The organism is Rhodococcus sp. NPDC060176, from assembly GCF_042728675.1.
Taxonomy (GTDB): domain Bacteria; phylum Actinomycetota; class Actinomycetes; order Mycobacteriales; family Mycobacteriaceae; genus Rhodococcus_F.
This window is the reverse complement of the sequence record NZ_JBHWYS010000004.1, coordinates 1-19,926: the sequence shown is the minus strand read 5'-3', so window position 1 is coordinate 19,926 and position 19,926 is coordinate 1. Positions and strand designations below refer to the sequence as shown.

15 protein-coding genes and 2 tRNA genes are annotated in these 19,926 nt (G+C 63.1%); 3 read left to right on the top strand and 14 right to left on the bottom strand.

All coding sequences use genetic code 11. The features are described 5' to 3' along the window. The first annotated feature begins 107 nt into the window (after positions 1 to 107). The gene (locus ACFWEM_RS19740; RefSeq protein WP_378536222.1) at positions 108 to 1,973 is read left to right on the top strand and encodes a helix-turn-helix domain-containing protein; all 1,866 of its coding nucleotides are present in this window, start codon (positions 108 to 110) and stop codon (positions 1,971 to 1,973) included. Here the strand turns inward: ACFWEM_RS19740 and ACFWEM_RS19735 are convergent. Further along, positions 1,964 to 3,307, bottom strand: coding sequence for an MFS transporter (locus tag ACFWEM_RS19735; RefSeq protein WP_095969324.1), 1,344 nt, complete (start codon positions 3,305 to 3,307; stop codon positions 1,964 to 1,966). The genes ACFWEM_RS19740 and ACFWEM_RS19735 overlap by 10 nt on opposite strands. A gap of 304 nt (positions 3,308 to 3,611) precedes the next feature. Between ACFWEM_RS19735 and ACFWEM_RS19730 the strand changes: the two genes are divergently transcribed. After that, a complete protein-coding gene (locus tag ACFWEM_RS19730; protein WP_378536221.1) occupies positions 3,612 to 4,139 on the top strand; it encodes a lipoprotein LpqH in 528 nt (175 codons plus the stop codon). 31 nt (positions 4,140 to 4,170) lie between these two features. On the opposite strand, the gene ACFWEM_RS19725 is transcribed toward ACFWEM_RS19730, so the two are convergent. Both ACFWEM_RS19725 and ACFWEM_RS19720 read right to left on the bottom strand, forming a co-directional pair. After that, a complete protein-coding gene (locus ACFWEM_RS19725; protein WP_042453365.1) occupies positions 4,171 to 5,115 on the bottom strand; it encodes a rhomboid family intramembrane serine protease in 945 nt (314 codons plus the stop codon). Positions 5,116 to 5,132: 17 nt separating this feature from the next. Further along, positions 5,133 to 5,660 carry a peptidylprolyl isomerase gene (locus ACFWEM_RS19720; protein WP_283305660.1) on the bottom strand — a complete coding sequence of 176 codons (528 nt, stop codon included), beginning with the start codon at positions 5,658 to 5,660 and terminating at the stop codon, positions 5,133 to 5,135. A 90-nt stretch (positions 5,661 to 5,750) separates the two neighbouring features. On the opposite strand from ACFWEM_RS19720, the gene ACFWEM_RS19715 reads away from it, so the two are divergent. Then, on the top strand, positions 5,751 to 6,203 hold the full coding sequence (locus ACFWEM_RS19715) for a hypothetical protein (RefSeq protein ID WP_042453366.1): 453 nt from the start codon (positions 5,751 to 5,753) through the stop codon (positions 6,201 to 6,203). A 57-nt stretch (positions 6,204 to 6,260) separates the two neighbouring features. On the opposite strand, the gene ACFWEM_RS19710 is transcribed toward ACFWEM_RS19715, so the two are convergent. The 11 genes from ACFWEM_RS19710 to ACFWEM_RS19660 form a co-directional block, all read right to left on the bottom strand. Continuing rightward, complete coding sequence (locus ACFWEM_RS19710) at positions 6,261 to 7,538, bottom strand: lipase family protein (protein ID WP_378536218.1); 1,278 nt, start codon at positions 7,536 to 7,538, stop codon at positions 6,261 to 6,263. Positions 7,539 to 7,665: 127 nt separating this feature from the next. Beyond that, the gene (locus ACFWEM_RS19705) at positions 7,666 to 9,330 is read right to left on the bottom strand and encodes an alpha/beta hydrolase (RefSeq protein WP_378536216.1); all 1,665 of its coding nucleotides are present in this window, start codon (positions 9,328 to 9,330) and stop codon (positions 7,666 to 7,668) included. Between the two features lie 61 nt (positions 9,331 to 9,391). Continuing rightward, positions 9,392 to 10,501 (bottom strand): hypothetical protein, encoded by a 1,110-nt coding sequence (locus tag ACFWEM_RS19700; RefSeq protein WP_378536214.1) that lies wholly within the window; start codon positions 10,499 to 10,501, stop codon positions 9,392 to 9,394. Between the two features lie 270 nt (positions 10,502 to 10,771). Next, positions 10,772 to 10,844: transfer RNA gene (locus ACFWEM_RS19695), tRNA-Ala, on the bottom strand. Between the two features lie 176 nt (positions 10,845 to 11,020). After that, a tRNA-Ile gene (locus tag ACFWEM_RS19690) sits at positions 11,021 to 11,094 on the bottom strand. Between the two features lie 75 nt (positions 11,095 to 11,169). After that, positions 11,170 to 12,552 (bottom strand): DUF3566 domain-containing protein, encoded by a 1,383-nt coding sequence (locus ACFWEM_RS19685; protein ID WP_378536212.1) that lies wholly within the window; start codon positions 12,550 to 12,552, stop codon positions 11,170 to 11,172. Beyond that, a complete protein-coding gene (gene gyrA, locus ACFWEM_RS19680; RefSeq protein WP_378445279.1) occupies positions 12,552 to 15,083 on the bottom strand; it encodes a DNA gyrase subunit A in 2,532 nt (843 codons plus the stop codon). Before gyrA ends, ACFWEM_RS19685 begins: the two co-directional genes overlap by 1 nt. A gap of 87 nt (positions 15,084 to 15,170) precedes the next feature. Beyond that, entirely contained in the window at positions 15,171 to 17,207 is a 2,037-nt protein-coding gene (gene gyrB, locus ACFWEM_RS19675) for a DNA topoisomerase (ATP-hydrolyzing) subunit B (protein ID WP_378445277.1), read from the bottom strand. Positions 17,208 to 17,404: 197 nt separating this feature from the next. Continuing rightward, a complete protein-coding gene (locus ACFWEM_RS19670; protein WP_378445275.1) occupies positions 17,405 to 18,328 on the bottom strand; it encodes an alpha/beta fold hydrolase in 924 nt (307 codons plus the stop codon). A gap of 39 nt (positions 18,329 to 18,367) precedes the next feature. Further along, positions 18,368 to 19,489 carry a PDR/VanB family oxidoreductase gene (locus ACFWEM_RS19665; RefSeq protein ID WP_378537143.1) on the bottom strand — a complete coding sequence of 374 codons (1,122 nt, stop codon included), beginning with the start codon at positions 19,487 to 19,489 and terminating at the stop codon, positions 18,368 to 18,370. After that, positions 19,489 to 19,926: metal-dependent hydrolase (locus tag ACFWEM_RS19660; protein ID WP_378536210.1), on the bottom strand; the 438-nt coding region annotated here is incomplete at its 5' end. The genes ACFWEM_RS19665 and ACFWEM_RS19660, both read right to left, overlap by 1 nt.

Here is a 19,926-nt window from a genome sequence, read left to right as displayed (position 1 = left end):
ACGATAGTGACGGCGGCTACACCGCCCCATGTAGATTTACTCCGAGAAACCGGAAACTGTATGGACATTCTCTCCATAGTCACCAGTGGTCTAACAAGGGAGCGCGGATGCACGAGAACTGGCTGCAGCTTCTCCTGGCCGAGGCATCCACCGAGGAACTGATCGAGCATCGCGATCAACTGGCCGCAGGCTCAGGCCCCGAGGCCGCCGCCGAGATCGAGCGAGAAGCCCGCTCGGCACTTCAGCTACGAAGTCTCCTGGCTCAGCGCCGACAGCGCGCCACCGAACTGGGAGCGCTCAACGACATCGCGTCTCTGCTCACCACGATGCACGATCACCATGCCCTCCTGCAAGAGATCGTGGACCAGGCCAAACGACTACTCGGCGTGGACCTTTCGTACCTTGCTCTGATTCACGACGACATCTTGATCATCGAGGTTACGAGTGGGGCGTACACGTCCCAGCTACTCGGCCTCACGGTTCCCTTTCGCGAAGGTCTGATTGGTCGCGTAGTCGAGAACTCTTCTCCCGCTTGGTCTTCCGACTACCGCAACGATCCCTCGTTTGCACACATCGGACCGGCCGACGACGCAGCGCGAGCCGAGAACATGCGCGGCCTGCTGGCCGTGCCACTGACATTGAACGGCAAGATCCTGGGTGCGCTGTGCGCCTGTAAGCGTCAGGAGCGTCGATTCGGCAATGAAGAAGTTGCGTTGCTGTCCGCACTCGCAGCCCATGCCTCGGTGGCCATCGAGAATGCCCGTTCTCTCGAACGCTATCGCGCGACGGTTGCGGAAGTGAACGCCGCGAACACCGAACTTGCTAAGCGCACAGCACTTCTCGAACAGACACTGACCTGGGACCGCTCGCTCACTCAGGTTGTCCTGCGCGGCGGTGGAGTCCGTGAACTCGTGGAGGAAACCTCGGCGTCGACGGGCTCACCGGTGTTCTTCGTGACCGGAACATCCGAGATCCCGCCAGGGTTGCAACGGGTGAGCGAGAGCGTGCATCAAGTCTTCGACATACTTTCCGCAGACCGACGCGAGCAGGAAGTGACGCTCGTCGTCGGTGAGCAGTTCCTGTTCGCCACCGAAGTGCGCAGTGCCGGTGACCAACTCGGAGTTCTGTTCCTGCTCGCACGGCAGGAACCCACTGCCGCCATGAGGTTGGCACTCGAAAGGTCTGCTCCCGCCATTGCGCTGGCGCTGGTCGGCGAACGGGCAGCCAGGGAAGCCACCCGCCGAGCACGCGACGCATTTCTGGTCGATCTGATTACCAGGCCTGCACCGACGCCGGCCGAAGTCACCGGGCAGTTCCGCCTGGCCGGACTCAACCCCGACCGCTCGTACACCGTCGTGGTGGCCCGCCCGGCCGATGCCGTCGACCGGACGCGTCGTAGCATCGAGGAAATTGCTTTTCCATCGGGAACCGTTGTTGCCGAGCATGGTTCACGGGTCATTGCACTCATTCCCGGAATGTCACCAACAGAGGTTGCGGCGGCGTGGGTGCAACCCTCAGAGAACCCGACCGTCGGAATCGCCGATCCGGCGGTTGGAGCAGAAGGACTGGCGCGGGCCTATGTCGAGGCGCAGCACACCGTCGACGTCCTCGAGACGCTCGGACGGGCCTCACACGTGGAACCGGCAAGTTCACTCGGCATCTACCGGATTCTCCTCAGCCGCACCGGCCGCGACGAACTGGAAGCGCTGACGCAGCGTTCCCTCGGCCCCCTCCTCGAGGAGGAGCAACGACGCGGGGTTCCATTATTGGACACCCTGGCGTCGTACCTCTCCCACAATTGCAAGCACTCCGCGACCGCCGCCGCGCTCGCGATTCACGCCAACACCCTGTACCAACGCCTCGAGTCCATCGACCGGTTGATCGGAACACAGTGGCGTCAGCCGGACCAGGCGCTCGATCTTGCGCTCCTGATCCGGCTGCGTGCCAGTGCGGGGAAACTCGGTCAGATCTGAGCAGGCTTGCTCGATCGTTTGGCCAGCACTACAACAAGGATTGCGGCACAGAGCATCACGGCGCCCACCACCCACAGCCCCGCCTTGGCATTTCCGGTCACATCGGTGAGCCAGCCGGTGATGTACGGAGCACCGAAGCCCGACGCATTGCCGATCGAGTTGATCATGGCAATACCCGCGGCCGCGCTGGCGCCCGTCAGGAACGTAGTGGGCAGGTACCAGAAGACGGGGAGCGCACACAGCACGCCGACAGCGGTGAGCGAGACGGCGATCATGACGGTGAACGGTGAATCCAGGTACAGCGCAATCGGAATGGACACCGCACCCAGAAGCGTCGGCGCTGCGACGTGCCACATTCGTTCACCGGTCTTGTCGGAATGGCGGCTCCACAGCACCATCGCGACGGCGCCGATCGCGTAGGGGACCGCCACGATCAGACCGGTCTCGACGAGCGAGAAATCGGTGTTGAACGTCTGCTTGAATCCCGCGACGATGCTGGGCAGGAAGAAGCTCAAAGCGTATAGACCGTAGGTGATTCCGAAGTAGACCAGACCGAAGCCGATGACGCGGGGATCGCGCAGGGTCTTACCGGCCGACTGGTGACCGGCGTCGCCGAGTTCCTTTTCCTCGTCGGCCATCGACTTCATCAGCCAGGTTCGTTCCTCGAGGGTCAACCACTTGGCGTCGGCGGGACGGTCGGTGAGGTAGAACCAGACGACAAACGCCAAGATCACGGCAGGCAGACCCTCGATCAGGTACATCACGCGCCATCCGGCCAGGCCGAACAGACCGTCGCCGTACTGGATGATGGCCGCCGAGAGTGGGGCGCCGAGCGCCGACGAGAGCGGAAGAGTCAGCAGGAACAGGCCCATCAGGCGTACGCGGTACTTCTTCGGGAACCAGAAGGTCAGGTAGAGAAGAACTCCGGGGAAGAAGCCGGCCTCGGCGATGCCCAGCAGGATGCGCAGGAAGTAGAGGCTGCCGACATTCGGCACGAATGCGAGCGCAGCGGCGAGGATGCCCCAGGTGAGCATGATGCGTGCGATCCACAGCCGGGCGCCGAAGCGGTGCAGGGCCAGGTTGCTCGGCACCTCGAACAGCAGGTAGCCGACAAAGAAGAGCCCGGAGGCGAGCCCGAACATCGTCTCGGTCATCCCGAGGTCGGCGCTCATGGTGAGCTTCGCGAAAGCGATGTTCGTACGATCCAGATAGTTCACGAAATAGAGCAGGATCAGGAAGGGAATCAGCCGTCGCGCTACCTTCTTCACCACGCGAGATTCGATCTCGCTCGGCGCAACCCCACCGTCAGTGGTGGTGCTATCGGTGGAGGTCATGGCAGGGGTACTCCTCGGAAAAGGTCAGCGGTGCTATCTACGAAGTGACTCAAGCCACAGTAGAAGCACGACCGAGCCCAACCTATGTGGACAATCTCTACAGAAGCCGTCTCTGCATGTGCGATTGCTCCCAAAGATCCGGCAGATAATCCCGGGCAGCCCGACGAACGTCCCTGAACAGTCGAAGGCGACAAACCCGTCTGAGCTGGGGGTTTAGAGCTACGAGCACCGAGTCAGTGGTTAGTGTTGTCGCCGAAATAGCCAGAGCAAGTGCGGACGCACCGCGTGACTTGAAGGACAGAACATGACGAAGATGGTTCGGACCACGATGACCCGCCGGTCCTCCACCGCTTTCGCTGCCACCATCGCGGCGGTCGCTCTATTCGCCTCCGCCTGCGGCAGCGACTCCGACAAGACTGGCTCGGACAAACCTGCCGCCGGCGCTTCGTCCGCTACGTCCTCGGTCACCGTCGGCGGGAAGGCGCTTGACGCCACGTTCGAGACGAAGTGCGCAAAGGACGGCGGCACGACAGTTATGACACTGCTCGACGCGGAAAATCCCACCTACGGCATGTTGACCGTCTCGGCCATCGTCGATGAATCCGGCACGGTTCAGACTGCTGGAATCGCCGGAAGCGAGGGTGGATCGAACGGTCTGCCGTACACCGCCGGATACGCACCGGGACTGCCCGGCGGATCTGCCAGTGCCAAGCAGAACGGCAATACCTTCGTGGTGACGGGCGAGGGAATCGGCGCCCGGGACAAGGGCAACCCGACGGAGACGTCGAGCTTCGAGATCACGTTCGCCTGCGAGTCCATCATCGGCGGCTGAGCCATAGAACGGCTGGGCCCTAGGATTCTTGCTAGCTGATTCCCAGCTGTTCGCGCAGTTGGACGACGCGGAGCACGATGACTCCGATTGTCACCACGGTGACGGCACCAAAAGCGATCCAGCCGATCCGCACTGCTTTCACGCGGTTCTCACCGGCGCCCAACCACTGCGGGGCGTACAGGAATGCAGCGGCCGTTGCGGCACCTGCCACCAGACCTCCCGCGTGACCCCAGAACGAGATCCCGGGCAGCGAAATGCTGATGATCACATTGATCGCGATCACCGAGATGATCGGGACCGGGCTTCGACGCAAACGCAATAGAAGGACTGCCTGTGCGCCCATGATGCCGAAGATCGCTCCCGACGCCCCAGCAGTCCAGGACAGGGCCGTGAGCGAAGAGAACACCGGCTGGAACGCCATCACCGAGGCGGAACCGCCGAGAAGCGAAACCAGGTAGATGCCGATGTACCGGGAGCGGCCCATCACAATTTCGGTGTCGCGGCCCAGGATGTAGAGGGCGTACATGTTGACCGCGAGGTGCAAGATGCCGAAGTGCAGGAACCCGGAGCCGATGAGCCGGAACCAGTCACCGCTGGCGACGAGCCCCGGATTGAGTGCCCAGTTCGCGAAGATCGACGAGCCGACCTGATTGTTCATGATGCTTCGCGACTGCGCGAAGGTGGCGAGGAACGCCAGGACGTTGAGCCCCATCAAGGTGTACGTCACGACCGGGACCGCGCGGGTCGGACTCACAGTGTTTCCGGCGACGCCCCGAACGGGACGGACATCACGCTGACCGGCAGCTACACAGTCAACACATTGGTATCCCACCGCCGCCTCGCGGAGACAATCCGGGCACGCGGGACGTCCACAACGATTGCAGGAAAGTGCGGTAGGTCGATCTGGATGGCGGACGCACCGCGGTTGGGGCGGGATGCCCTCACTCGCACCGCCGCCCCAACCGGGGTTCGTCATCTGCTTGTTTTACCTGTTCAGGAGATGGTGATGCTGTTGATCACGACGGGCTCGACCGGACGATCGCCACGATCGACCGAGGTGGAGGAGATGGCGTCGACAACCTTCTTGGAATCGTCGTCGAGAACCTCACCGAAGATGGTGTGGCGACGGTTCAGGTGCGGCGTCGGGCCGGTGGTGATGAAGAACTGCGAGCCGTTGGTTCCCGGGCCTGCGTTGGCCATGGCCAGCAGGTAGGAGCGGTCGAACTGCAGTTCCGGGTGGAACTCGTCACCGAACTTGTAGCCCGGGCCGCCGGTGCCGGTGCCGGTGGGGTCGCCACCCTGGATCATGAAGCCGTCGATGACGCGGTGGAAGATGGCACCGTCGTAGAACGGGCCGGTCTTGGTGCCGGCGGCGTTTGCGGTGGTGTACTCCTTCGAGCCGTCGGCGAGGCCGACGAAGTTCTCGACGGTCTTCGGCGCATGGTTGCCGAACAGAGCGATCTTGATGTCGCCGCGGTTCGTGTGCAGCGTTGCGGTTGCGGTCTGATGAGTTGAAGTCACACCACCATCGTGCCATTGCCGGCGTTCTCGCGGATGTCGCCCCGTAAAACTCTCCCTGTCCTCGCCTCGCTGTTATGGCACAGTGAAGTCATGACACGAGTGACCGAGTCCCTCAGCACGCAGTTGCCCGACACCTTCGATCACGCGCGCGCCCGCGTCGAGGACACCTTCGACGAGACCGCCGCCTACCTCGAAGAGACAGCGGCTCGTATCAAGGAGTCCGAGGCAGCCGACAACGCTCGCCGTATCGCCGCGGTGGTCGCGACGTCGGTCGCTCGCGGCGCTGGGCAGGTCGGGTTGTTCCTGGGCCGTCAGGGCAAAGTCCTCGCCAAGAAGGGCGTCGAGCGCGCAAAGGCTATCCCCACGAAGTCCGCGGAACGCACCGAGAAGCCTCGCGGCCGCAAGCGCGTCACGGTGTTCGTCATCGCCGGTGTCGCGGTGATCGGTGGCGCGGTGTTCTTCAAGAGCCGCCGACGCGAGCATCCGCCGGTCGCTTCCGCACCCCCTCGCCTCGAGGAGAACTCGGCCGAGAAGACCGCTTAGTCGAGATACGAAAAGCCCCGGAACAGATTGTGTTCCGGGGCTTTTCGATGTTCACGTTCAGCAGTTGGACGGTGCCGGGACGTTGTTGAAGCGATCGATCATGTACCCGACGGATTCGGGGGTACCGACCAGATACGGCGTCGCGTGATTAATTGCCAGTCCCGGAATGATCGGGGGCAGTTCGTTGACGGAGAACTGCACCGTCGCGCCCTTGCCGCACCAGTCTTGCGCCAATTGCTGTCCCTGGCCGAACGGAACGATGTCGTCGGAGCGGCCATGCTGAATGAGCACGGGCGACTCCGGCGTCAGCTTGCCGATCTTCTGCTCGTCGAGGATTGCCTGCGCCATGGGTAGACGCGCCAGAACTGCGGAGAGTGATTCACCGGAATTGGTGAAGCTCGACGACTGCTGGAAGCCGAACTGCAATCCACTTTCGGCGACACACTGGTTCTTGGTGGCGGCCAACATCTGTCGGCCGCGATCGTTGATCTCGGCGTCGAGCAGCGGCTGAACCTCGGGGTACTGCGCAAGGATCCCGTTGAGCGCGTAGCCGATCACTCCGGTGAGGAACGTGCCGTCGACCTGCTGCAGCGTCGCCGCCAGATCGGCGGGCGGTGCACCTGCGTACGTGCCCTTGAGATCAAGCTCAGGAGCATACGACGGCTTCAATTCCGTTGCGGCAGCGGCAGCTCCACCACCTTGCGAGTAACCCCACAGTCCGACGGGGCCGTCGGCGGGAATGCTCGTGCTCGGGAGTTGCTGAGCGGCTCGCACCGAGTCCAGAACGGCGTGCGCTTCGGCTTCACGGTTGACGTAGGTGTGATCGCCCGGAGTTCCGAGGCCCTCGTAATCGGTGACAACGACGGCAATGCCGTTGAGCAGCAACGTGTTCACCCAGATGGACTCGTAGCCGACCATGACGTCCGTCGGGAACTGGTACTCGATACCGGTGTTGAACAGCTTGGACGGAGCGCATTGATCGCCCTGCCCGTGCGTTCCCACCGCTGCGGCAACCAGTGGACGCGCCCCCTGCCCGGTCCACGGGTTCGACGGTTCGAGATAGGTGCCCGTCACGGCAACGGGGGCGCCCTTGGCGTCCTCGCTTCGGTACATGATCTTGGTGGCGGTTGCCGGCCACGCACCGTTCGATCCGGGCACGCTCAGCAGCAGTGGTGACGGCTCACTCTTGATGAGATCTCCGTTGGCACCTGCCGGAAGCTCGACCGGCGGCGTGTAGAAATCCGCCGGCTCCGCCGTTGCGGCAGGGGCCGTCACAGCACCCATGACCAGTGCCGCGACGGAGACCCCGGCCGCCCACCATGCTCTGCTCTTCACGTTTCGATCTCCCCACGTTCGCTTGCGCTGTGGCTTGGCACACAGCGAACGCAGAGTAACACATACCTCACGTAACACTTTTTCGTGAGGTTTTCGCCTTAACAGGCTGAATTACAACCGTTTACGACTACTTAGTGGGCTCCAGATTGGTGGTCAGCAGCGCACGAAGCTTGTCGGTATCAGCAGAGGTCCAGGCCTCGGGGTGCAGGATCTTGGCCCACATGTCCGCTGCATCCTCGCCGTAATTGTGACCGTGCCCGGACGGGACGTCAGCCGAGAAGACCATGTCGAGGGTTACCTGCCAGAAGGTCACGAGAGGAACCCATGTCATTCCCGGATCCACGTCGCGACCCAGCGGTTCCTTGAGCCAATCCGGCTTGTTGAGCAGCAGGTCGAAGGACCACCACGTGATCGGGTCGCTGGCGTGCTGCCAGTACACGATGCGGTCGTCGTCCCAATCCGACTTCAGCTCCAGATCCTCCGGATCACCGGCAAACCGAATGGCGCGTCCACCGTCGATCACCGGCAGAATTTCCTTCGAACCCGAGTCACGACTGTCCGTGATTTCCTGCCACTGAGCAGTGAAGTTGGGGGTTCCGACCCACAGTGCGCCGTCGACACGCGTCATCATGTCCTGAGCGCCGGCAAATGCGGCCTGGCCACCGTAGGAGCCGAGGCTCTCACCGAAGACAACCAACTCGGGGCGCGTCTCCACAGGCAGGTCGATCCACTTGGCGTACACCGCGTTGAACAGCGCGCGCCCGGCGATCATCGGCGTCTCGCGGTCGGCGATGAAGGCCAACGGACTAGGAAGGAACGAGTACTGCATCGACGCGATCGCCGTGTCGCCGCCCTCGACGTACTCGAACGCCGACGCGACGTCCTCGTTCACCCAACCGCGGCCGGTGGTCGTCACGACTGCGAGGGTTCCACGGTCGAATCCGCCGGTGCGCTCCAACTCGTCGACGACGCGCTGTGCCACCCCGTTGATCGAGTCCGAGGATTCCCGTCCGGCGTACACGCGGATCGGTTGCTTCGCTTCACGTCCGGTCAACGCAGAGATCTCGGCTGCGGTGGGACCGCTGCCCATGAAGGTTCGCCCCTCCTGGCCGAGAGAATCCCAGGCCTCGGCGGACATCGGTGAACCACTGCGCTCGGCGATCAATGGTTGTTCGATGCCGTCCGGAGTTTCGTGATCGGCGCCGGAGAAGCTCCAGTTCGCGAACGCGATGAGCCCGTTGTACAGCGCACCGTTCACGATGAAGATGCCGAGAGCGAAGATGACGATCAAGCTGCCGACCTTCGCCGCTTCGAGGGGAACGAACCGAAGCGCGACTGCGGTGAGCTTGTTGGTGGTGAACCTAAGACCACGACCAGCCTCGAGCAGGATGAACCAGATTCCGAGCGAAATCATCAGCACCAGAAGATAATTCGCCTGATTGGTGCGTGGAGCTTCCACGAGATCGCGAACGATCTGCTGCCACCACGAACCGAGGACCAAGAACGTCGGAACCAGAATGACGGCCGCGACCAGCAGGATTCGCCAGCCGATCTTCTTGGTGCGATCGGACCATTGCGGTTCGACGCCGCACTTGCGGATCATCCAGGCAACCGTGACGCCGACGCCGTATCCCATCGCGAGCGAGATGCCCGTCGCAACGCCCTGGAGGTACCACGCGCGCGGCAACAGGGACGGACTCATCGACCACGTGAAGAAGACCAGAGCAAAGGCAAGCCCGACCGGGTGCAGCGTCTTGCAGTAGAGGCGCAGCCGTTCCCACACACGTTTCATGCCGGAATCGTATGCGCCCGTGCCCGAATCAGGTCACGAGGCGCACACGCGTCCAGTCTGTTTACGGAGCGAAGCGCAAAATCGCGGCAACTGCGCCGCCGCCCGGAATGTCCTCCGCGCGAACAGCGAGCACCCGAGCGCCCGTCAAGAGCGAACGACGAGCGATCTCGTCGACGACACCGTAGGTGCTTCCGTTGGTCGACTCACCGGTCGTGAGAGCGCCTGTCTGGGGATCGAGACTTCCGGGTACGACGGAATCGATGTCGATGAAAACGGTGTCGACCTGTCCGTACGTCGCGGCTGTTGCCACGTCGGCGACGTCCGTCTGAGTGCGTCCCTGTTCCGTGCGCACATTGAAGGTGTCCCGCACCGCCGCCAGCTGCTCGGCGTGGAAGTCGTCGAGCGCCGGACGCGAACCGTCCGCCACTTCCTGCGTCGACAAGGCTTCCGGGTTTCCCTCGACGGTTTTGTCGACCAGGTGGCGGTACGAATTCACGGAGCGATACACCGACGCGATGGGTTCGGCAGCGGCCAGGATCAAGGGGACGTCACGGCCGGCGAGCACACCGCGGACCTCGTGATCGACTGCGCGGGCGTACTGATTGACGCGCAACTTTCGGCTGTCCGACCCCGACAACCGACCCGCTTCGGTACGGCTGTTGATCGACGACTTGCCCGCGTGATCCGCAGCGTTCTTCGGCATTCCCTGAACACGGACCTCGTCGGCGGGCTGATCGGCGGCGATCTCGATCAGCCGCACCGAACCCTCTGCCAGAGCGAGAACAAACGCCGTCTGGGGGAACGTCACCGAACGGAGCAGTGGCTTGAGGTGGAACCGATCGCTGACCGTTTCGAGCGCCTGCAGACGGTTGGGGAGACGGAAGGTCACCAGACGCTCCGGCGTCGCGTACGTGACCAATGAGCGCGACTGGAAGCGCCAGAAATCGTCGTCGTCGTCGAGCTCTGAGTATTCGGCCTCGAACTGCTTGCGCTCGGCGGGATCCTCCACCGACGCGAGTGCCGAGCGGACCTGGTCCTTGAAGGCTATGCGCGCTTTGTCGTATTCCTGAGGCGCATCTTCAGTCGGAGTAACGATGGTGATGCAGGTGGGCCCCTCCACCTCCGCGAGTGCGGCAATTTCACCGTGGCTGGGAATGTCGTTGTGAAGCACTACGAACCTCCTGAAATTGGGTTCTCCCCACGGTACGCCCAGCTGGTTATGACCACTAGACTTTCCGGAGAATTCGGGACGAACGGTCCATAGTGGGCGCGGTTCTGGCCACCCCACTCCGAGCGAACGGCATGTTCATCGCCTTCAGTGCGCCGAAAGTGCCGTTCGCTCAAAAACGGGGGCACACAAGTCGGGCACGACTGGGCAGACACGGGGTACATCGGCATACAAAAACACCCTCCCGGATCCCGGGAGGGTGTTTTCTTACTGTGGAGCCTAGGAGATTCGAACTCCTGACATCTGCCTTGCAAAGGCAGCGCTCTACCAACTGAGCTAAGGCCCCGTTCGGTTTTCTGACCGGAGTCAGAGTACCTAGGTTCTATCCTGTTTCCAAATCGTGCCAAACCTTGTCTCCGCGCTGACTTTTGATCAGCTTGGTGACCCCGAGAGCTACCAGAATTCCGGCCCCGACAAGCAGGAAAACCTTCATTCCAGCAACCCTTCTTCGGCACATGGGAGTGGGCCTAGGAGGACTTGAACCTCCGACCTCTTCATTATCAGTAAAGCGCTCTAACCACCTGAGCTATAGGCCCCTGAACCGATTCCAAAGATTACCCCACCGGGCCGCTGACACCAAAACGGGCCCGGCGGAGCAATGTTTTCGCAGGTCAGTCGCGGTCGGCGAGAGTTACCTCTACGCCGCCAACCAGGTCGCTGCAGAGGTTGTAGATGAACGATCCGATCGTGACGAGTGCCGTGAAAAGCACCATGTTCGCGATACCGATCAGCGCCGCGTAGCCGAACACCTGGCCCGCCGTCACCAGACCGTCGGAGCCGCCGTCGGCAACGATGTCGGTGAACGCGTTGTTCAGGCGATCCCAGACGCCCATGCCGTCGAGAACGACGTAGAGCAGTCCGACGGCCACCATCCACACGAAGAACAGCGACACCGAGATCACGGACGTGATCTTGAGCGTGGACCACGGGTCGATACGACGGATCTGCACCGTTGCGCGCAGCGGCGCACCGTCGACGGCCGAAGCTGATACGGCGTGAGTTTTCTCACCCTTCACCGCAGCAGGCAACGGATGCTTGGCCTCGGAGAGGTCAGGCATGTCCTTCGGCAGATCCTTGCGATCGATGTGCCGAGTGGGCCCGTCGATCGCAGCAGCCTTTGCTTTCGGATTCGCGACCGTGGGATTGGCGACTGTGGCGTTTGCAGCCTTGGGATTTGCGCCCGAGGGTGTAACAGCCTTGGCTGCTGCCGCGCCGGCGACGCCACCGGTAGCTGCGGCCGCCGCCGTTCCCGTCACGACGGGACGCGCCGAAGGGTTGCCGGCAGGGCGACCTGCCTGTGCACCGGCGGCAGGACGACCCGCTTGGGGCTGTCCCTTCGGCGCACCACCCTGCGCGGGGTTTTTGGCCGGGCCACCCTGCGCCGGGCCGGCCGCTGCAGGACGCTGCGGACCGGCAGGTGGCTTACCCCCGGCAGGAGCTGCCGGTCGACCCGCCGGAGCACCAGCGCCGGCTGGGCGCGTGATGTTGGTCTGCGGCTGACTTTGCGGAGCCTGATTCTGCGGTGCCTGAGCCTTGGATGCCGGACTCTGAGCGGCCGGACTCTGGGCAGCCGGACTTTGAGCTGGCTGCCCCTGCGGCTGCCCTGACGGCTGGGGTCCGCGCTGCCAAGGCGGTGCCTGGCTGCCACGAGCCTGATTGGCAACCGGTTGCGGCGGCGGAGCCTGACCGTCACCCTTCGCCGGAGTTACCGGCGCAGCCGGAGCCACAGAAGGAGCGGAAGGAGCCTGACCCTTGGCCGCACCCGCAGCGTCGGAAGCCCCACCCGCCGGCTTCTGAGCCGACGGGCCGCGAGGCGGCTCAGGTGCCTTGGGCGCCGGAGCTGCCTCGGAAGCTTTGGGTCCGCCGTCCGCTGGAGCTGCAGGTTTCGAGGTCTGCGGCCCCGCCGGAGCAGTTGCCTGCTCCGGCTTCGGTGGCGTCGAACCTGAAGGGCTTCCGCTCTTCTGGTCACTGCCCGGCTGGTTGGGAGTGCTCACTAGGACTCCTTAGCTCCATCGGCATTGTCTGCGTTGTCGGTGGTCTCTGCAGCGAGCTCTTCGGGCTCGTCGGCGTTGCGCGCAATCGCGAGCAGTGTGTCGCCTTCGCCGAGGTTCATCAGACGCACGCCCTTGGTCTGGCGTCCTGCCTTACGAACCTGCTTGGCCGCCGTCCTGATGACGCCGCCGCCCGAGGTGATCGCGTACAGCTCGTCGTCGTCGTCGACGATGAGCGCACCGACCAGAGTGCCACGTTTCTTGTCGTACTGAATCGTGAGCACGCCCTTGCCGCCGCGACCCTGCACCGGGTAGTCCTCCATGCCGGTTCGCTTGGAGTAACCGCCCGAGGTGGCGACCAGGAGGAACGTGCCTTCACGAACGACGTTGAGCGAGAGCAGCTCGTCGTCACCGTTGAAGCGCATGCCCTGGACGCCGGACGTTGCGCGACCCATCGGACGCAGTGCCTCGTCGGTGGCCGAGAAGCGGATCGACTGGCCCTGTGCCGAGACGAGAAGCAGGTCGTCGTCGGCGGAGCAGAGAACAGCGCCGACCAGTTCGTCTTCACCACGCAGGTTGATGGCGACGATGCCACCGCTGCGGTTGGAGTCGAAGTCGGTGAGCTTGGACTTCTTGACCAGACCGTTGCGAGTGGCGAGCACCAGGTAGGGCGCGTCTTCGTACGTCTTGATCTGGATGACGGACTGGATGCGCTCGTCCGGCTGGAAGGCCAGCAGGTTGGCCACGTGCTGACCGCGAGCGGTACGGCTCGCCTCGGGCAGTTCGTAAGCCTTCGCGCGGTAGACGCGGCCCTTCGTGGTGAAGAACAGCAGCCAGTCGTGCGTCGAGGTGACGAAGAAGTGCGAGACGATGTCGTCCTGCTTGAGGCCGGCGCCCTGAACACCCTTGCCGCCGCGCTTCTGCGAGCGGTAGAGGTCGGTCTTGGTGCGCTTGGCGTAGCCGGTCTCGGTGATCGTGACGACGACGTCTTCGCGGGCGATCAGATCCTCGTCGTTGACGTCTCCGTCGGCGGCGATGATGCGGGTACGACGGTCGTCGCCGTACTTGTCGACGATTTCCTTGAGCTCGTCACGAACGATCGCGCGCTGACGCTCCGGGCGAGCCAGAATGTCTTCGAGGTCCGCGATTTCGAGTTCGATCTCGGCCAACTCGTCGACGATCTTCTGACGCTCGAGGGCGGCGAGACGACGCAGCTGCATGCCGAGGATCGCGTCGGCCTGGATCTCGTCGACGTCGAGGAGTTCCATCAATCCGGCGCGAGCGATGTCGACGGTCTGCGACGCACGGATCAAGGCGATGACCTCGTCCAGAGCGTCGAGCGCCTTGACCAGACCGCGCAGGATGTGGGCGCGCTCTTGTGCCTTGCGAAGCAGGTACCTGGTACGACGAACGATGACCTCGAGCTGATGCGTCGTGTACAGACGGATCATCTGGTCGAGGCGCAGTGTGCGCGGCACTCCGTCGACGATGGAGAGCATGTTGCAGCCGAAGCTGGTCTGCAGCTGGGTGTGCTTGTACAGATTGTTCAGCACGACCTTGGCAACAGCGTCACGCTTGACGGTGACGACGATGCGCATGCCGACGCGGTCCGAGGACTCGTCGTGGATGTCGGAGATGCCACCGATCTTGGCGTCACGAACCTGCTCCGCGATGGAGGTGATCAGGTTGTCCGGGTTGACCTGGTAGGGCAGCTCGGTGATGACGATCGTGGTGCGGCCCTTGGCATCTTCTTCGATCTCGACGACGCCGCGCATACGAACGGATCCACGACCGGTGGTGTAGGCGTCCTGGATGCCCTGTCCACCGACGATGAGACCGTGCGTCGGGAAGTCGGGTCCCTTGATGCGCTCCATGACGGCCGCGAGGGTGGCTTCCTCGTCCGCCTCGAAGTTCTCGAGCGCCCAGTAGATGGCGTCGGCAACTTCACGCAGGTTGTGCGGCGGAATGTTGGTGGCCATACCGACGGCGATGCCGTTGGAACCGTTGATCAGAAGGTTCGGGATACGGCTGGGCAGAACCGTCGGTTCCTGCGTCTTGCCGTCGTAGTTCGGGGTGAAATCGACTGTCTCGTGGTCGATTTCGCGCAGCATTTCCATCGCGAGCGGCGTGAGCCTGCACTCGGTGTAACGCATGGCGGCTGCGCCGTCGTTGCCTCGGGAGCCGAAGTTTCCCTGACCGTCGACGAGCGGGTAACGCAGCGACCACGGCTGGGCCATACGGACCAACGTGTCGTAGATCGAGGAGTCGCCGTGGGGGTGGTAGTTACCCATGGTCTCGGCGACCGGTCGGGCAGACTTCACGTATCCGCGGTCGGGGCGATATCCGTTGTCGTACATCGCGTAGAGCACGCGGCGGTGCACCGGCTTGAGTCCGTCGCGGACATCCGGCAGAGCGCGACCGACGATGACGCTCATGGCGTAGTCGATGTAGCTGTTCTGCATTTCCTGCTGGATGTCGACCGGTTCGATCCGGTCGTGTTGCGGACCGTCCGGTGGCAACGTGGTGTCGGTCATGAGCTCACTTTCTTAAAAGAGGGGGCAAGCCCTTGTGCGCGGAAAAGGAGTCCGGGGACTCCTCAACCGATCACAGGGCCGCAGGCCCTACACGTCGAGGAAACGAACGTCCCGGGCATTGCGGGTGATGAAGCTGCGTCGTGCTTCGACGTCTTCGCCCATCAGCACGCTGAACAGCTCGTCGGCAGCAGCCGCGTCGTCGAGCGTGACAAGACGCAGAACGCGCACCGTCGGGTCCATCGTGGTTTCCCACAGTTCCTTGGCGTTCATCTCGCCGAGGCCTTTGTAGCGCTGGATGCCGTCGTCCTTGTTGATCTTCTTGCCGGACTCGAGGCCGGCCTTGACCATCGCGTCGCGCTCGCGGTCGGAGTACGCGAATTCCGGCTGCGCACCCTTCTGCCACTTGAGCTTGTACAGCGGCGGCTGCGCGAGGTAGACCTTGCCGTGCTCGACGAGCGGCCGCATGAAGCGGAACAGCAGCGTGAGCAGCAGCGTTGCGATGTGCTGACCGTCGACGTCGGCGTCGGCCATGAGCACGATCTTGTGATAGCGCAGCTTGGCGATGTCGAACTCGTCGTGGATGCCCGTGCCGAACGCGGTGATGATCGACTGGACTTCGGTGTTCTTGAGGACGCGATCGATACGCGCCTTCTCGACGTTGATGATCTTTCCGCGGAGCGGGAGGATCGCCTGGTACATCGAGTCTCGGCCGGACTTGGCCGAGCCGCCTGCGGAGTCGCCCTCCACGATGTAGATCTCGGACTTCTCCGGATCGTTGGAGCGGCAATCGGCGAGCTTGCCTGGCAGGCCACCGAGGTCGGTCGCGCTCTTACGACGGACCAGCTCACGCGCCTTACGTGCGGCGACGCGGGCCTGCGCCGACGAAACAGCCTTGTTCACAATGGTTTTCGCGTCGGCCGGGTTCGCCTCGAACCAGTGCGCGAGGTGCTCGTTGCACGCCTTCTGCACGAAGGACTTGACCTCGGTATTGCCGAGCTTGGTCTTGGTCTGACCCTCGAACTGGGGTTCGCCGACCTTCACCGAGATGATGGCCGCGAGTCCTTCACGGATGTCGTCACCGGTGAGCTTGGGATCCTTGTCCTTGAGCAGCTTCTTTTCGAGCGCGTACTTGTTGACCGTTGCGGTCAGTGCGGCGCGGAAGCCCTCTTCGTGGGTACCACCCTCGTGGGTGTTGATGGTGTTGGCGAAGGTGTGGACGGACTCCGAGTAACCGGAGTTCCACTGCATTGCGACCTCGAGCTCGTGGCCGGTGCCCTTGGCGGTGAATCCGACGACCGAGTTGTGGATCGGGGTCTTGCTCTTGTTGATGTGCCGGACGTAGTCCTCGAGTCCACCGGGGTAGTGGTAGACGCGGGTCTTGGACTTACGCGGCGCTGCATGAGCAGCTTCTTCGGCTTCTTCGGCAGCAGACTTGGGAGCCTCGGCCACCTCGGCAGCTTCGTCGTCGATGACCTCGGCGCGCTCGTCGGTCAACGTGATGGTCAAGCCCTTGTTGAGGAAGGCCATTTCCTGCAGACGACGCGCAACGGTCTCGAAGTTGTAGCGGGTGGTCTCGAAGATCTCGGGATCAGCCCAGAAACTGACGGTGGTGCCGGTCTCCTTCGTCGGATCGCCCTGTACGAGCTCTCCCGGCTTGGAATCGGTGTACGTCTGCTGCCACCGGTAGCCGTCGACCTTGATGTCGACGTCGAGCCGGGTGGAGAGCGCGTTGACCACCGAGATGCCGACGCCGTGCAGACCACCGGAGACGGCATAGGAGTCGGAGTCGAACTTGCCGCCGGCGTGCAGCTGGGTCAGCACGACCTCGACGGTGGGTACTCCGGAGGCGTGCATGCCGACCGGGATGCCACGGCCGTCGTCGATGACGCGGATTCCGCCGTCTTCGAGGAGGGTGACCTCGACTTTGGTGGCGTGTCCGGCCATCGCCTCGTCGACCGAGTTGTCGACGACCTCCCAAATGAGGTGGTGCAGGCCGCGTTCACCGGTGGAACCGATGTACATGCCTGGACGCTTACGTACCGCCTCGAGTCCTTCGAGGACGGTGATGGACGACGCGTTGTAGTCCTTGCTGGAAGTGCTTGTATCTGACTTCTGGGCAGCCACGGGTGGGTAGCTCTCCTTCTCCGTCAATACTCGAGCGCAGCCGTCAGCAAGCCCTTGCGGGTGTCGTCGGAGCGGGTTCGAGAATGTTGCCGCTAGTTACCGTTGACCATCTTACTGGTAAGCACCGACTAGAAGCGGCCAATGACACCCCTGGCTGCGCCGCAGACGAATTTTTACGATCCCCTGAAGGTGAAACGCTAGGAACTTTGCTTCTCCGAGCGACGCTCTCTCAGGCTCGCGATAAATGCCCGCGCATGTTCGGCAACCTCGCCCGGATGTGAAAACGGCGACCAGTGTCCCGCGGGAATTTCACGTCGCTGCAGGTCGGAGACCCATTTTTCGGCGTCCTCGTATCCCACCGGACGAACGGCTTTGTCGTACTTGTTCAGAATGAGCTGAACGGGCACGTCCGTGTACCGATCCCGCGGCTTGCCGAGAGACGGCCGGATGTTCGCGCGATAAAGCTTGAGTCCGTTCACCATGTCGTCGGCGATGGTGGGCGCGGTGTTGACCACACGGGGGTCCAGACCGTCGAAGAACCCCAGAAATGCCGGCCAGTGCTTGGAGAACCACAGACGCAACGGAAGGGTGCACAGGCCGGGAATCTGGAACAGAACGGTGTAGGCCGACGCGATTCCCTGCGCCGCCGGGCCGAGGAAACGACGCTTGGATGCGCTCGCCCGGATCCACTTACCGAGATGATCGAGATTCGGGCCCGAGATGGAAGAGAACGACGCGATCTTCTCTTCGGCACCCGGCTCGCAGACTGCCTCCCAGGTTTCGACGGATCCCCAGTCGTGTGCGAGGACGTGCACCGGCTTACCCGGGCTGACCGCGTCGATGACGGCGAACAGATCGCCGGCCAGTGCGCTCAGTTGGTAGTCCTGCACCCTCGAGGGGATCGTGCTCTCGCCGGCCCCGCGGCTGTCGTAGCTGACGACGCGGAAGTCGTCTGCGAGCAAAGGCACGACGCGGTTCCACAATTCATGGGTGTCGGGCCAACCATGCACCAGGACGATGGTCTCGCCGTCCGCCTTGCCCTGCTCGAACACGGCCAGGCTGACGGAACCGTTGGTCACCCGACGCGCGGTCACGGCATGGACAGGAGAGTGCTTGGACATTGTTGAACCCTTCGGAGTTAATCCTTCGGACTGGGAAATCTAGAGATCGAGAACGAGACGTCCACCGTCGGAACGGGATACGCAGATGAGCATCTCCGTTTCCTGCTCGGTGTCGGTCAGACGCCTTTCGCGGTGATCGGGTTTACCCGCGAGCACCTTCACACGACAGGTTCCGCAGAAACCCTGCTGACACGAGTACCCGACCCCGGGCAACGTCTTCTTGATGATGTCGAGCGCGGACTCGTCGGCCGGCACGGTGAGCACCTGACCCGAATTGACCAGCTGCACTTCGAATTCCTTGCCGTCGATCACCGGCGGAGCCCCGAACCGCTCGAAATGCAAAGCGGCAGAGGGTGTATCGCGGAATCCACGACGGACGGCGTCGAGCATCGGCGTCGGGCCACAGCAGTACACGGCACCGCCGACCGGCGCTCGTCCGAGAAGATCTGCGGTGGTGGGCAATCCGAATTCGTCGTCCGGGCGCACGAAAACACGTTCGGGATCCCAGGTCGCGATCTCGTCGAGGAACGGCATGGATTCACGGGATCGGCCCGAGTACACGAAGTACCAGTCCATCCCCAATTCTCTTGCCGCACGGACCATTGCGATGATCGGTGTGATGCCGATACCGCCGGCGACGAACAACGCGCTGCCTTCTCCCACAAAGGGGAAGCCGTTGCGAGGTCCGCGTACCGTGACGTGCTCACCGGGCTGCAGGGCGTGCATCTCGATGGAACCGCCACCGCCGTCGGGGATCCGGCGCACCGCGACGCTGTATCCCGTGCGATCGGCCGGGTCGCCGCACAGCGAATACTGACGCCGCAGACCCGAAGGTAGATGGAAGTCCAGGTGCGAACCCGGATGCCACGGCGGAATCGGTGAGCCGTCGGCGGATTCGAAGCGCAGGCGAACGACGTTCTCGTCGGTAGCCACCACCTCACGCGTGCTGACCACCATGTTCATGGCCGTGTCAGGGTTGTGGCCCGCGATCTCGGGGTTGTAGTCGTAGGCCGTCAACACCCGAAGGTACTTGTCCGCCAACAACTCCGTGATGCGCATGGCGCGGTCGGGACGGTTCTTACCGGACAGATCGGGTGGCGCCGGAAACCGCGGCAACCCGTCGTGACCGGAAATGACGTCCTTGACCCTCGAGAGTGAAATCACCGTGCAGCCGCCTGTGCTGCGGGTGACGACGCGAGGTACTGCACCGCCTGGGCGGTCGAGCCCTCTTTGCTGGGGTGGTACGACTTGCTGAAGTACGTCGACATCCGCTTGACCAGCTCGAACGAGGTGGGAACCGTGCCTCGCTTACCCGCCGCGATGAAATCGGACAGGTGGGGGCGTCGACGGCTGGGAGCCTGAGCGGCAAGTTCGGGATCGTTGCGCATGAGGAACCTGGTGCCACGAATCCACAGCCACACCAGTACCGGTGTGACGACGATCTGCGTTCGGATGCGGCGTGTCTCGCGCTTGTCGAAGTAGCGCATGACGTCGTACGCGACGGAGCGGTGTTCGACCTCTTCGGCGCCGTGCCAGCGGAGCAGATCGAGCATGGTCGGGTGCATGCCGGCTTTGTCGAGTCCCTTGGCGTTGAGCAC